15 protein-coding genes are annotated in these 13,724 nt (G+C 71.0%); 2 read left to right on the forward strand and 13 right to left on the reverse strand.

From position 1 onward, the window contains the following. A partial coding sequence (locus ACFVHV_RS16415) for an NAD(P)H-hydrate epimerase (RefSeq protein ID WP_380351746.1) occupies positions 1–1,270 on the reverse strand: 1,270 nt, incomplete at its 3' end. A 171-nt stretch (positions 1,271–1,441) separates the two neighbouring features. Between ACFVHV_RS16415 and ACFVHV_RS16420 the strand changes: the two genes are divergently transcribed. Continuing rightward, entirely contained in the window at positions 1,442–1,999 is a 558-nt protein-coding gene (locus ACFVHV_RS16420; protein ID WP_380351747.1) for a Uma2 family endonuclease, read from the forward strand. A gap of 37 nt (positions 2,000–2,036) precedes the next feature. On the opposite strand, the gene glmS is transcribed toward ACFVHV_RS16420, so the two are convergent. Continuing rightward, on the reverse strand, positions 2,037–3,893 hold the full coding sequence (gene glmS / locus ACFVHV_RS16425; protein WP_359897500.1) for a glutamine--fructose-6-phosphate transaminase (isomerizing): 1,857 nt from the start codon (positions 3,891–3,893) through the stop codon (positions 2,037–2,039). 99 nt (positions 3,894–3,992) lie between these two features. Between glmS and coaA the strand changes: the two genes are divergently transcribed. After that, positions 3,993–4,988, forward strand: coding sequence for a type I pantothenate kinase (coaA, locus tag ACFVHV_RS16430; protein ID WP_359897501.1), 996 nt, complete (start codon positions 3,993–3,995; stop codon positions 4,986–4,988). Positions 4,989–5,053: 65 nt separating this feature from the next. Here the strand turns inward: coaA and glmM are convergent, their stop codons facing one another. The 11 genes from glmM to infA form a co-directional block, all read right to left on the reverse strand. Next, the gene (gene glmM / locus ACFVHV_RS16435) at positions 5,054–6,418 is read right to left on the reverse strand and encodes a phosphoglucosamine mutase (protein WP_359897502.1); all 1,365 of its coding nucleotides are present in this window, start codon (positions 6,416–6,418) and stop codon (positions 5,054–5,056) included. 165 nt (positions 6,419–6,583) lie between these two features. Continuing rightward, positions 6,584–7,093, reverse strand: coding sequence for a 30S ribosomal protein S9 (rpsI, locus tag ACFVHV_RS16440; RefSeq protein ID WP_350503556.1), 510 nt, complete (start codon positions 7,091–7,093; stop codon positions 6,584–6,586). Between the two features lie 45 nt (positions 7,094–7,138). Continuing rightward, entirely contained in the window at positions 7,139–7,582 is a 444-nt protein-coding gene (gene rplM, locus ACFVHV_RS16445) for a 50S ribosomal protein L13 (protein ID WP_030055846.1), read from the reverse strand. 241 nt (positions 7,583–7,823) lie between these two features. Then, positions 7,824–9,482 carry an ATP-binding cassette domain-containing protein gene (locus ACFVHV_RS16450; protein WP_359897503.1) on the reverse strand — a complete coding sequence of 553 codons (1,659 nt, stop codon included), beginning with the start codon at positions 9,480–9,482 and terminating at the stop codon, positions 7,824–7,826. Positions 9,483–9,523: 41 nt separating this feature from the next. Further along, the gene (gene truA / locus ACFVHV_RS16455) at positions 9,524–10,435 is read right to left on the reverse strand and encodes a tRNA pseudouridine(38-40) synthase TruA (RefSeq protein WP_380351751.1); all 912 of its coding nucleotides are present in this window, start codon (positions 10,433–10,435) and stop codon (positions 9,524–9,526) included. 82 nt (positions 10,436–10,517) lie between these two features. After that, a complete protein-coding gene (gene rplQ, locus ACFVHV_RS16460) occupies positions 10,518–10,997 on the reverse strand; it encodes a 50S ribosomal protein L17 (protein WP_359897505.1) in 480 nt (159 codons plus the stop codon). Between the two features lie 127 nt (positions 10,998–11,124). After that, positions 11,125–12,147, reverse strand: a complete 1,023-nt coding sequence (locus tag ACFVHV_RS16465) for a DNA-directed RNA polymerase subunit alpha (RefSeq protein ID WP_049649049.1) — start codon at positions 12,145–12,147, stop codon at positions 11,125–11,127. Between the two features lie 129 nt (positions 12,148–12,276). After that, on the reverse strand, positions 12,277–12,684 hold the full coding sequence (gene rpsK, locus ACFVHV_RS16470; protein WP_030232513.1) for a 30S ribosomal protein S11: 408 nt from the start codon (positions 12,682–12,684) through the stop codon (positions 12,277–12,279). Between the two features lie 72 nt (positions 12,685–12,756). After that, positions 12,757–13,137 carry a 30S ribosomal protein S13 gene (rpsM, locus tag ACFVHV_RS16475; protein WP_350511311.1) on the reverse strand — a complete coding sequence of 127 codons (381 nt, stop codon included), beginning with the start codon at positions 13,135–13,137 and terminating at the stop codon, positions 12,757–12,759. Between the two features lie 176 nt (positions 13,138–13,313). Beyond that, a complete protein-coding gene (gene rpmJ, locus ACFVHV_RS16480) occupies positions 13,314–13,427 on the reverse strand; it encodes a 50S ribosomal protein L36 (RefSeq protein WP_003956441.1) in 114 nt (37 codons plus the stop codon). Positions 13,428–13,459: 32 nt separating this feature from the next. Beyond that, entirely contained in the window at positions 13,460–13,681 is a 222-nt protein-coding gene (gene infA, locus ACFVHV_RS16485) for a translation initiation factor IF-1 (protein ID WP_003956442.1), read from the reverse strand. Positions 13,682–13,724 lie beyond the last annotated feature (43 nt).

A 13,724-nucleotide genomic window follows, 5' to 3' on the forward strand; every position in this document is an offset into this window, starting at 1 on the left:
CCAGCCAGGAGGTGCCGGTGGGGTTCACCCGGACGGCCCCGCCCGGATCGGCGACCACCGTGGTGGAGCCCTTCAGCAGCACCGTGGCGCGGTAGCCGGCCGCCAGCCGTCGGGCGGTGGCCAGCCGGGCCGCGGCCAGGTCGTCGGCGGCCGGCGGTGTGCCGCCGTCGGCGCCGGCGAGCAGCCGGGCGGCCTCGCCGGTGTGCGGGGTGAGCAGGGTGGGCGCGGTGCGGCCGGCCAGCGCGTCCGGGCCGAGCCGGCCCAGCTCGGTCAGCCCGTCGGCGTCCACCAGCACCGGGACGTCGCTCGCCAGCGCCTCGGTCAGCGCCTGCCGCGCCCCCTCGCCGCCGCCCGGCCCGACCACCCAGGCCTGCACCCGTCCGGCGCCGGCCGGCCCGCCCTCGGTGACCAGCACCTCCGGGAAGCGCCGCACCACCTCCTCGGCCGCCGTGCCCACGTACCGGACGGCGCCCGCGCCGCCGTGCAGCGCCCCGACCACCGCCAGCAGCGCCGCCCCCGGGTAGGTCGCCGAGCCGGCCGCCACCCCGACGACGCCGCGCCGGTACTTGTCGCTCTCCGCGCCCGGCTCCGGCAGCAGCGCCGCCACGTCCGCGTGCTGGAGCGCCGTCACCCGCGCGGCGGGCGGCTCCAGCCCGATGCCGACCAGCTGCACGGCCCCCGCGTACGAGGCCCCCGGGTCGACCAGCAGCCCGGGCTTGTACGTGCCGAAGCAGACCGTGACGTCGGCCCGCAGCGCGGCGCCCGGCACCTCCCCGGTGTCGGCGTCCACCCCGCTCGGCAGGTCCACCGCCACCACGATCCCGTGCCGCTCGGCCCTCGCGTACGGCACGGCCTCCGGGCGCAGCCCGCCCCGGCCGCCGATGCCGACGATCCCGTCCAGCACCAGGTCCGCGCGCGAGAAGTCGGCCAGGCCGACTTCCCGCTCCGCCGTCACCCGCCCGCCGGCGGCCCGCAGCGCGGCCAGCCCGCCCGGGTGGGCCTTCTCCGGCGCCAGCAGCACCGCCGTCACCCGCGCCCCGCGCCGGGCCAGCGCGGCCCCGGCGTACAGGGCGTCACCCCCGTTGTCCCCGCTGCCCGCGAGCACCGTCACCCGGCTGCCGTACACCCGCCCCCGACGCCGCGTCAGCAGCCGCGCGCAGGTCGCGGCCAGCCCCGCGGCCGCCCGCTGCATCAGGGTGCCCTCGGGCAGCCGCGCCATCAGCTCGGCCTCGGCGGCCCGGACGGTTTCCACAGGGTGTGCATGACGCATGGGGAGAACTCCTTCAGCGGTCGGCTGCCGCCGACGCTAGCCCGCGCCACCGCCCCGCGGGAGCCGGGCCTGCGGCACACTTTCGAGTGACAACCACTTCGATCCCCCGCCGGTGCCGGTCCGTACGCCTACCTTGTGGCTCGGCACGGACCCACAGGAGGGAGAAGGGCCATGGTCGCCATGCCGGCAGTCGAGCACCCGCTGGGCGAGGACAGCCTCCTCCAGGCGTTTCTGGAGTTGGACACCCCACCCGGTTTCAAGGCCGAGCTCATCGAAGGGGAGATCGTCGTGACGCCACCGCCGGACGGCGACCATGAGGACGCCATCGCCCGGTTCGCCCGCGCTGTTGCGCGTGAGGCAGCCGAGGACCTGTACGTCAGCGGCGGGAAGGGACTGATCACCCCCAAGGGCCGTTTCATCCCGGACGCCACGGTCGCTCCGGTCGGCCATTTCCGCGCTCAGGATTCGTGGTCATCCGCGGTGGGAGTCGAACTGGTCCTTGAAGTCACCTCGATCAACCCGCACAAGGACCGCGAGGCCAAGCGCCTGGGCTACGCCGCTGCGGGCATTCCGTGCTACCTGCTCATCGACCGCAGCGAAGGCAGGGTGACGCTGTTCACGGATCCGAGGAACGGCGACTACACCACCCTTCACGAAACCGAATTCGGCAGGCGCATCAAGCTCCCCGCCCCGTTCTCCTTCACGCTCGACACGGCGCCCCTGCGGTAGGACGCAGCCACCGCAGGGGCGCCGTGCCGCCGAGCGACTACTCGACGGTGACCGACTTCGCCAGGTTGCGCGGCTGGTCGACCTCGTGGCCCTTGGCCGTGGCCAGCTCGCAGGCGAAGACCTGGAGCGGGACGGTGGCGACCAGCGGCTGGAGCAGCACCGGGGTGGCCGGGATGCGGATCAGGTGGTCCGCGTACGGGACGACGGCCTCGTCGCCCTCCTCGGCGATCACGATCGTGCGGGCACCGCGGGCCCTGATCTCCTGGATGTTGGAGACGATCTTGTCGTGCAGGATCGAGCGTCCGCGCGGCGAGGGCACGACCACCACGACCGGCAGCCCCTCCTCGATCAGCGCGATCGGGCCGTGCTTGAGCTCGCCCGCCGCGAAGCCCTCGGCGTGCATGTACGCCAGCTCCTTGAGCTTGAGCGCGCCCTCCAGGGCCACCGGGAAGCCGACGTGGCGGCCGAGGAACAGCACCGAGCGGGCGTCGGCCAGCGAGCGGGCCAGCTCGCGCACCGGCTCCATGGTCTCCAGGACCTGCTCGACCTGCTTCGGCGCGTCGCCGAGCTCCTTGATGACGGCGAAGATCTCGTCGCCCCACTTGGTGCCGCGCACCTGGCCCAGGTACAGGGCGACCAGGTAGCAGGCGACCAGCTGGGTCAGGAACGCCTTGGTCGAGGCGACCGCGACCTCCGGGCCGGCGTGGGTGTACAGCACCGCGTCCGACTCGCGCGGGATGGTGGAGCCGTTGGTGTTGCAGATCGCCAGCACCTTGGCGCCCTGCTCGCGGGCGTGCCGCAGGGCCATCAGGGTGTCCATGGTCTCGCCGGACTGCGAGATGGCGATGACCAGCGTGCCCGGGCCCATGATCGGGTCGCGGTAGCGGAACTCGGAGGCGACCTCGACCTCGCAGGGGATGCGGGTCCAGTGCTCGATCGCGTACTTGGCGATCATGCCGGCGTGGAAGGCCGTGCCGCAGGCCACGATGACGACCTTGTCGACCGAGCGCAGGTCGGCGTCGGAGATCCGCAGCTCGTCCAGGGTCAGCCGGCCGTCGGTGCCGATCCGGCCGAGGAGGGTGTCGGCGACCGCCTTCGGCTGCTCGGCGATCTCCTTGAGCATGAAGTAGTCGTAGCCGCCCTTCTCGGCGGCCGAGGCGTCCCAGTCGACGTGGTACTCGCGCACGTCGGCCGGGGTGCCGTCGAAGTTGGTGACGGTCACGCCCTCCCGGCGCAGCTCGACCACCTGGTCCTGGCCCAGCTCGATCGCCTCGCGGGTGTGGGCGATGAAGGCGGCGACGTCCGAGGCGAGGAAGTTCTCGCCCTCGCCGCGGCCGACCACCAGCGGCGAGTTGCGGCGGGCACCGACGACCACGTCCGGCGCGTCCGCGTGCACGGCGACCAGGGTGAAGGCGCCCTCCAGCTGACGGCAGACCACCCGCATGGCCTCGGCGAGGTCACCCGCGTAGGCCTCGCCCAGCAGGTGGGCGACGACCTCGGTGTCGGTCTCGGACCGGAGGGTGTGGCCGCGCTCGGCGATCTCGGCGCGCAGCTGCGCGAAGTTCTCGATGATGCCGTTGTGCACCACGGCCACCCGCTGGTGGTCGTCCAGGTGGGGGTGGGCGTTGGCGTCCGTCGGGCCGCCGTGGGTGGCCCAGCGGGTGTGGCCGATGCCGGTGGTGCCGCCGGGCAGAGGGGTCTCGGCGAGCGACTTCTCCAGATTGGCGAGCTTGCCCGCCCGCTTGTCGGTGGCCAGGCTCCACTGCCCCTCGGAGTCCTGGACCTGCACCGCGACACCGGCCGAGTCGTAGCCCCGGTACTCCAGTCGCTGCAAGCCTGCGATTACTACGTCGAGGGCGGACTGAGCGCCCACGTATCCAACAATTCCGCACATGCGTGCCAGCATAAGGGCGGTTCTGTGGCCGTTTCCCCCTCGCGCGCGAACGCTGCGTGACCGACACCACAGCCACCGTGAACGCCGCTACGGCTCACAATGGAGCATGTGCTGACCGAACTCTGTACGCGGGGCGCCGCCACGCCCGGCCCGTCGCCGTCCCCCTACGTCGACCTCAGCCGGGCCGAGTGGAGCGCGCTGCGCGAGCGTACGCCACTGCCGCTGACCGCCGAGGAGGTGGAACGGCTGCGCGGCCTCGGCACCGCCCTCGACCTGGACGAGGTCCGCGACGTCTACCTGCCGCTGTCCCGCCTGCTGAACCTGTACATCCACGCCACGCACGAGCTGCGCGGCACGCTGGGCACCTTCCTGGACACCCCGGACACCGAACGCACCCGCACCCCGTTCATCATCGGCGTGGCCGGCTCCGTGGCGGTCGGCAAGTCCACCACCGCCCGCCTGCTCCAGGCGCTGCTCGCCCGCTGGCCCGAGCACCCCCGGGTCGAGCTGGTCACCACCGACGGCTTCCTGCTCCCCAACGCCGAGCTGCGCCGGCGCGGCCTGATGGCCCGCAAGGGCTTCCCGGAGTCGTACGACCGCCGGGCGCTGATGCGCTTCGTCGCGGACGTGAAGGCGGGCAAGGAGCGGGTCAGCGCGCCGGTCTACTCGCACCTGGTGTACGACATCGTGCAGGGCGAGCGGCTGACCGTGGAGCGCCCGGACATCCTGATCGTCGAGGGCCTGAACGTGCTCCAGCCGGCCCTGCCCGGCTCCGACGGCCGCACCCGCCTCGCGGTGGCCGACTACTTCGACTTCTCGATCTACGTCGACGCCCGGACCGACGACATCGAGCACTGGTACCTGGACCGCTTCCGCAAGCTGCGGCAGACCGCCTTCCAGGACCCGAACTCCTACTTCCGCCGCTTCACCGAGGTGCCGGAGGAGGAGGCGATGGAGTACGGCCGGCAGGTCTGGCGCACCATCAACAAGCCCAACCTGCTGGAGAACGTGCTGCCGACCCGCGGCCGCGCCACCCTGATCCTCCAGAAGGGCTCGGACCACAAGGTCCGCCGGGCGCTGCTGCGCAAGCTCTGAGCGCCCGCCGGGCACGACACGAAGGGCCCCCGCGTCGCGCGGGGGCCCTTCGCCGTCTCCGGGGCTCAGCCCAGGTGGGTGCGCACCGCGTCGGCCAGCCGCTGCCCGACCGCCTCGGCCTGCGCCGGGTCGGCGGCCTCGACCATCACCCGGACCAGCGGCTCGGTGCCCGACGGGCGCAGCAGCACCCGGCCGGTGGAGCCCAGCTCGGCCTCGGCCGCGGCGACCGCGGCGGTCAGCTCGGTGCTGGTCCGCACCCGGGACTTGTCGACGCCCTTGACGTTGATCAGCACCTGCGGCAGCCGGGTCATCACGGCGGCCAGGTCGGCCAGCGGCTGCTTGGTGGCGGCCAGCCGGGCGCCCAGCATCAGGCCGGTCAGGGTGCCGTCACCGGTGGTGGCGTGGTCCAGCAGGATCACGTGGCCGGACTGCTCGCCGCCCAGCGCGAAGCCGTGCTCCTTCATCGCCTCCAGCACGTAGCGGTCGCCGACGGCGGTCTCCACCAGCTCGATGCCCTCGCGCTCCATCGCCAGCTTGAAGCCGAGGTTGGACATCACGGTGGCCACCGCGGTGTTGCGGCGCAGGGTGCCGGCCTCCTTCATGGCGACCGCGAGGATGGCGATGATCTGGTCGCCGTCCACCTCGGCGCCCTCGGCGTCGGCGGCCAGGCAGCGGTCGGCGTCGCCGTCCAGGGCGATGCCCAGGTCGGCCTTGTGCTCCTTCATCGCGACCCGCAGCCGGTCCAGGTGGGTGGAGCCGACGCCGTCGTTGATGTTGAGGCCGGTGGGCTCGGCCCCCAGGGTGTGGACCACCTCGGCACCGGCCCGGGCGAAGGCCTCGGGGGCGACGTAGGCGGCCGCGCCGTGGGCGCCGTCGATGACGACCTTGATGCCGTCCAGGCGGTTGGGCAGCACGCCGATCAGGTGGGCGACGTACTTGTCGAAGCCCTCGGTGTACTCGCGCACCCGGCCGACGGCCGCGCCGGTCGGACGGTTCCAGTCCTCGTCGCCGAGCGTGTGCTTGCGGTAGTGGGACTCGATCGCGTCCTCGATCCGGTCGTCCAGCTTGTGGCCGCCGCGGGCGAGGAACTTGATGCCGTTGTCCGGCATGGCGTTGTGGCTGGCGGACAGCATCACGCCGAAGTCGGCGCCGAGCGCGCCGGTGAGGTACGCCACGGCCGGGGTGGGCAGGACGCCGACCCGCAGGACGTCGACGCCGGCGCTCGCCAGACCGGCGATGACGGCGGCCTCCAGGAACTCGCCCGAGGCGCGCGGGTCACGGCCGACCACCGCGACCGGCCGGTGGCCGTCGAAGGCGCCGGCCTCGCCGAGCACATGGGCCGCCGCGACCGACAGACCGAGCGCCAGCTCCGCCGTCAGGCCCTCGTTGGCCACCCCGCGCACGCCGTCCGTACCGAAGAGTCGTCCCACTGTCCCGTCCTCCATCACCACTGCTCGGAACCCAACCGAAGATCCCGGCCGCCGCACAGTAGCCGGGGAACACGTCGCCCCGGAGTACTCGAGGTACTCCGGGGCGACGGTTTCGCACAACCAGGGGGTGCGCCGCCAGGGCGGAGCGCACCCCCGGGGAGGCGATTAGCGCTTGCTGTACTGCGGCGCCTTGCGGGCCTTCTTCAGACCGGCCTTCTTGCGCTCGACGGCACGGGCGTCACGCATCAGGAAGCCGGCCTTCTTCAGGGCGGCGCGGTTGTTGTCCACGTCGGCCTCGTTCAGGGCACGGGCGACGCCGAGGCGCAGCGCGTAGGCCTGGCCGGACACGCCACCACCGCTGATGCGGGCGACGACGTCGTAACGGCCGTCCAGCTCAAGGAGCTTGAAGGGCTCGTTCACGGTCTGCTGGTGCACCTTGTTCGGGAAGTAACCCTCGAGGGTGCGACCGTTGATCTTCCACTGGCCGGTGCCGGGGACGATGCGCACGCGGGCGATCGCCTCCTTGCGACGGCCGAGGCCGGCGCCCGGGGTGGCCTCGCCGAAGCGGCCGGCCAGGGACTCGGAGGTGTAGCTCTCCTCGGAGGTGTACTCGCCCTCGACGGCCTCAACGGCCTCGTCGAAGTCGACCTCAAGGGTTTCAGTGGTCTCGGCCACGATGTTCCTCAGCTCTTTTCAGTGTTGGGGGGCTTGGTGGCCGAATTACTGCGCGACCTGGGTGATCTCGAACGGCACCGGCTGCTGGGCAGCGTGCGGGTGCTGGTCGCCCGAGTAGACCTTCAGCTTGGAGAGCATCTGGCGGCCCAGGCTGTTCTTGGGGATCATGCCCTTGATGGCCTTCTCGACGGCCTTCTCCGGGTTGTTCGCCAGCAGGTCGTCGTAGCGCACCGAGCGCAGACCGCCCGGGAAGCCCGAGTGGCGGTAGGCCAGCTTCTGGGTCTTCTTGTTACCGGACAGGTGCACCTTGTCGGCGTTGATGATGATGACGAAGTCACCAGTGTCAACGTGCGGCGCGTAGATCGCCTTGTGCTTGCCCCGGAGGAGGTTGGCGGCCTGGGAGGCCAGGCGGCCGAGCACGACGTCGGTCGCGTCGATGACGTGCCACTGACGCTGGACGTCGCCGGGCTTGGGGCTGTACGTACGCACGGTCGTAGCCTTCGCTTTTCAGTGAGTGAGTCCTGACAGGAGCACCCGGACGGCAGAGCAGCCTGGCCAACCTTGGACGCAATTCAAGGGGGACCGCTGGTCGACGACCTGATGTCTCCGGCGTACCGACCTCTCACGTGAGATAGAGCGAGCCAATACGCACATCAAGCGTCCAGGTTACCGGCCCGACCCTGAGGGGTCAAAAATCGGCTGGACCCCTCCCGGCCGGGCCGGTCGCGACTCAGCGTTCGCGCTCCACCCGGGTCACGTCCCAGACCGGCTCCGACGACTCGTACACCCGGCCGTCCGCCCCGAACACCAGGAAGCGGTCGAAGGTCCTGGCGAACCAGCGGTCGTGGGTGACGCACAGCACGGTGCCCTCGAAGGCCTCCAGGCCGGTCTGCAGGGCCTCGGCGCTCTCCAGGTCCAGGTTGTCGGTCGGCTCGTCGAGCAACAGGGCCGTCACGCCGGAGAGTTCGAGCTTGAGGATCATCAGCCGGGCCTGCTGCCCGCCGGACAGCGACTCGAACTTCTGCTCCTCCTGGCGGTCCAGCTCGTAGCGGCGCAGCGCCCCCATCGCGGCGCCGCGGCTGAGCGCGTGCTCCTCCTCGACGATCGACCGCACGGTGCGGCCGAACAGCTCCGGGTGGGCGTGGGTCTGCCGGAAGTGGCCGGGTACGACCCGGGCGCCGAGCTTCCAGTCCCCGGTGTGCCCGACCGTCGTGTCACCGGCCAGCAGCCGCAGCAGGTGCGACTTGCCGGCGCCGTTGGCGCCCAGCACCGCGACCCGCTCGCCGTAGAAGACCTCCAGGTCGAAGGGCTGCATCAGGCCGGTGAGCTCCAGCTGCTCCAGGGTGAAGGCGCGCATGCCGGTGCGCCCGCCCTTGAGCCGCATGGTGATGCTCTGCTCGCGCGGGGGCTCCTCCGGGCGGCCGGCCTCCTCGAACTTCTTCAGCCGGGTCTGGGCGGCGGCGTAGCGGGTGGCGAGCGCGTGGCTGACCGAGGCCGCCTGGCGCAGGGTGACGACCAGCTTCTTGAGCTTGGCGTGCTCCTCGTCCCAGCGCCGGCCCAGTTCCTCGAAGCGCGCGAAGCGGTCCTTGCGGGCCTCGTGGAAGCTGTCGAAGCCGCCGCCGTGCACCCAGACGCTGCTGCCGGCGGCGCCGGACTCGACGGCGATGATCTTGTCCGCGGTCTTCGAGAGCAGCTCGCGGTCGTGCGAGATGTACAGCACCGTCTTCGAGGTGGTCTTGATGGCCTCCTCCAGCCAGCGCTTGCCCGGGACGTCCAGGTAGTTGTCCGGCTCGTCGAGCAGCAGCACCTCCTCCGGGCCGCGCAGCAGCGCCTCCAGGACGAGCCGCTTCTGCTCGCCGCCGGAGAGGGTGTTCAGGCCCCGCCACTGGGCCTTGTCGAACGGCACCCCGAGGGCCGCCGTGGTGCAGACGTCCCAGTCCGTCTCGTAGTCGTAGCCGCCGACGTCGGCCCAGTCCGAGAGCGCCTGGGCGTAGGCCATCTGCGTCTTCTCGTCGTCCTGGGCGATCATCGCCAGCTCGGCGGCGTCCACCGCGCGGGCGGCCTTGGCGATCCGCTCGGGGGCGACCGACACCAGCAGGTCGCGCACCGAGGCGTCGGCCGGCAGCGCGCCCGGGGTGGACGACTGGTCCTCGCGGCCGGTGGTGCCGACGAACTGGCGCATCACGCCGAGCCCGCCGCTGATCGTCACCGAGCCGCCGTGCGGCTGGATGTCCCCCGCGATCATGCGCAGCAGGGTGGTCTTGCCGGCGCCGTTGGCACCGACCAGGGCGACCGCGGCGCCCTCTCCGACCCGGAAGGACGCGTCGTCGAACAACACGCGCCCGTCCGGCAGGTAGTACTCCAGGTGCGAAATCTCGACGTGTCCCATGGGAGCGATTCTCCCAAGCGGACGCGCCGGGCCAAAACGGATTACCCGACGGCCGGCTGCCCGGGCAGGGTCCGCATCCGCCGGGCCGCCCGGTTGCGCTCGGCCAGCTGGTCGTCCGGCGGGTAGCCGACCTCCTCCAGCGTGAGCCCGTACGGCCGGATCACGTTGACGGCGGAGTTGCGCACCCCGCCCGCCAGCACCTCGCCGGGGAACTCCACCGGCCGGTGCCCGTCGCCGACCAGCAGCATCGCGCCGACCAGCGCCCGGACCATGTTGTGGCAGAAGGCGTCGGCCCGGACGGTGGCGACCGCGAGCGAGCCCTCCTGGGCCGCGTAGGAGTCCACCGGGACGCGGTCCCAGTGCAGCTCCAGCAGGGTGCGGATGGTGGTGGCACCCTCGCGCTTCTTGCAGTACGCGGCGAAGTCGTGCTCGCCGAGCAGCAGCTTCGCCGCCTCGTTCATCCGGTCCACGTCCAGCGGGCGGTCGTGCCAGAGCACGTGGCCGCGCAGCAGCGGGTCCACCCCGCCCGGGTGGTCGGCGACGCGGTACGCGTACCGGCGCCAGACCGCCGAGAAACGGGCGTCGAACCCGGCCGGCGCCTCGCCGACCCGGTAGATCCGGACGTCCCCGGGCAGCCGGCCCGCCAGCCGGCGCAGCAGCTTCTCCCGGTGCGCCTCCCACAGCTCGGCGGGCAGGTCGACGTGGGCGACCTGGCCGCGGGCGTGCACCCCGGCGTCGGTGCGGCCGGCCACCGTCAGCGGGAACAGTTCGGGGCTGCGGGTGACGATCTGCAGCGCGGTCTCGATCTCCTCCTGGACCGTCCGCCGGCCGCCCTTCTGGCGGGCCCAGCCGGAGAACTCGGCGCCCTGGTAGGCGAGGTCGAGCCGGACCCGGACGTACTCGTCGGCCGGGCCGTCCTTCACCGGCGGCTGCTCGGCGCAATCGTTGACCACTGCTTCTCACATCTCCCGGGGATGAGGAACGGGCCCGCTCCCCCACTGCTGGGGAAACGGGCCCGCGGAACACCTAGAGGCGTCAGGCCTGCTCGGCGGCCTCGGCCTCGTCGGCCTTGGTCTCGACGGCAGCGGCCTCGTCGGCCTCCTTGACGGCGCGCTTGGTGGCGGCCTCGGCCTCGCCGACGGCGGTCTGCGCGACGGTCAGCGCCTCGACCAGCTCGATCACGGCCATCGGGGCGTTGTCGCCACGACGGGGACCGATCTTGGTGATGCGGGTGTAGCCACCCGGGCGGTTCTCGTAGCGCGGCGCGATCTCGGTGAAGAGGGTGTGCAGCACCGAGATGTCGGTGATGGTCTTGCGCACCAGGCGACGGTTGTGGATGTCGCCCTTCTTCGCCTTGGTGATCAGCTTCTCCGCCAGCGGGCGCATCCGACGGGCCTTGGCCTCGGTCGTGGTGATGCGGCCGTACTGGAACAGCTCCCGGCACAGACCGGCGAGCAGCAGCGGCTCGTGGTGCGGGCCGCCGCCGAGGCGGGCACCCTTGGTGGGACGCGGCATGGATTTCTCCTTGGATCTCCGACTACGGCCGTATCAGGTACCGCAGCGGGCGTACGGGCACTGTTGCCCGTACGACTTTCGCGACGGCGGGGGCGGCTCCGTGGAACCGCCCCCGCGGCCAATTCTCTTAGTACTGCTCGGTCTCGGCGAAGTGCGAGTCGTCGAGGTCGTCGGCGCCGAAGGCGTCGGCGGCAGCGGTCGGGTCGAACCCGGGCGGGCTGTCCTTGAGGGCCAGGCCCATGCCGGCCAGCTTCGCCTTGACCTCGTCGATCGACTTCGCACCGAAGTTGCGGATGTCGAGCAGGTCGGCCTCGGAGCGGGCGACGAGCTCACCCACGGTGTGGATGCCCTCGCGCTTGAGGCAGTTGTAGGAGCGGACGGTGAGCTCCAGCTCCTCGATCGGCAGCGCCAGGTCAGCGGCCAGGGCGGCGTCCGTCGGGGACGGGCCCATGTCGATGCCCTCGGCGTCGATGTTCAGCTCGCGGGCGAGACCGAACAGCTCGACCAGGGTCTTGCCGGCCGAGGCCATGGCGTCGCGCGGACGCATGGCGGGCTTGGTCTCGACGTCGACGATCAGCTTGTCGAAGTCGGTCCGCTGCTCGACACGGGTGGCCTCGACCTTGTAGGTGACCTTCAGCACCGGGCTGTAGATCGAGTCGACCGGGATGCGGCCGATCTCCTGGCCGGAGGCCTTGTTCTGGACGGCGGAGACGTAGCCGCGACCGCGCTCGACGGTCAGCTCCATCTCCAGCTTGCCCTTGCCGTTCAGCGTGGCGAGGACCAGCTCGGGGTTGTGCACCTCGACACCCGCCGGCGGGGCGATGTCGGCGGCGGTGACGACACCCGGGCCCTGCTTGCGCAGGTACATCACGACCGGCTCGTCGTGCTCCGAGGAGACGACCAGCTGCTTGATGTTGAGGATGAGGTCGGTCACGTCCTCCTTGACGCCCGGCACGGTGGTGAACTCGTGCAGGACGCCGTCGATGCGGATGCTGGTGACAGCGGCACCCGGGATCGACGACAGGAGCGTGCGGCGCAGGGAGTTGCCGAGGGTGTAGCCGAAGCCCGGCTCCAGCGGCTCGATCACGAACCGGGAGCGGAACTCGTCGACGACCTCTTCGGTCAGCGAGGGACGCTGAGCGATAAGCATGGGGGAAATCCTCCGGTTGTCTTCGGCACCCACTATTTGATGCCGACAGGACCAAGCGTACGGGCTCCCGTGGAGAACGGGAGCCCGTACGAGGTTTAAAACATCACCTGCGTGCCCGAAGGCGCTGCGTCAGACGCGGCGGCGCTTCGGCGGACGGCAGCCGTTGTGCGGGGTGGGGGTGACGTCCTGGATCGAGCCGACCTCCAGGCCGGTGGCCTGGAGCGAACGGATCGCGGTCTCGCGGCCGGAGCCCGGACCCTTCACGAAGACGTCAACCTTGCGCATGCCGTGCTCCTGCGCGCGACGGGCAGCGGCCTCGGCGGCCATCTGCGCGGCGAACGGGGTGGACTTGCGCGAGCCCTTGAAGCCGACGTGGCCGGCGGAGGCCCAGGAGATCACGTTGCCCGCGGGGTCGGTGATCGAAACGATGGTGTTGTTGAACGTGCTCTTGATGTGCGCGTGGCCGTGAGCGACGTTCTTCTTTTCCTTGCGGCGGATCTTCTTCGCGCCGGCAGCCTGACGACCCTTGGGGGGCATAAGTCTGTTCTCCTACTGAGGTGGTCGGTCCGCTGACCCGCGGGCCGGAGGGATGTCCGGTTACGGGACGGACTACTTCTTGCCCGGCTTCTTCTTGCCGGCGATCGCGCGACGCGGGCCCTTGCGGGTACGCGCGTTGGTGTGGGTGCGCTGGCCGCGGACCGGCAGGCCACGGCGGTGACGCAGACCCTCGTAGCAGCCGATCTCGACCTTGCGGCGGATGTCGGCGGCCACCTCACGGCGGAGGTCACCCTCGACCGTGTAGTTGGCGTCGATGTACTGACCCAGCTTGACCAGGTCGTCCTCGGTGATGTCGCGGACGCGGACGTCCGGGTTCACACCGGTCTCGGCCAGGGTCTGCTGGGCGCGGGTACGGCCGATGCCGTACACGTAGGTGAGGGCGATCTCGATCCGCTTCTCACGGGGGAGATCAACGCCGGCGAGGCGTGCCATTCAAGGCTCCTGTGCTTTTTCAGAGGTCTTGCGTGCTACCTACTCCGACACCTCACGGTGAGGGAGCCCCGGCCTCTGACCGGGGGTGGCAGTCCGTTCCGGACGGAACGGATCGGGCAGCCCGCTTATGACGTTTTCGCGTCGCGCGAAGTACTACGAGAAATGCTGGGGAGAGATCAGCCCTGGCGCTGCTTGTGGCGCAGGTTGTCGCAGATCACCATGACCCGGCCGTGACGGCGGATCACCTTGCACTTGTCGCAGATCTTCTTGACGCTCGGCTTGACCTTCATGTTCAGGTTCTCCGGGTCTAGATCTGACGTTCTTACTTGTAGCGGTAGACGATCCGCCCGCGCGTGAGGTCGTAGGGGCTGAGCTCCACGACGACCCGGTCGTCCGGCAGGATGCGGATGTAGTGCATGCGCATCTTGCCACTGATGTGCGCGAGGACCTTGTGACCGTTCTGCAGCTCGACCTTGAACATCGCGTTCGGCAGAGACTCGATCACGGTGCCCTCGATCTCAATGGCGCCTTGCTTCTTAGCCATGAACTGCGAGATCCACCTTCCGGGACCGGCTACCGTATGCGGA

The sequence above is a fragment of the Kitasatospora sp. NPDC127116 genome (genome assembly GCF_042677365.1).
Classification (GTDB): domain Bacteria; phylum Actinomycetota; class Actinomycetes; order Streptomycetales; family Streptomycetaceae; genus Kitasatospora; species Kitasatospora lactacystinica.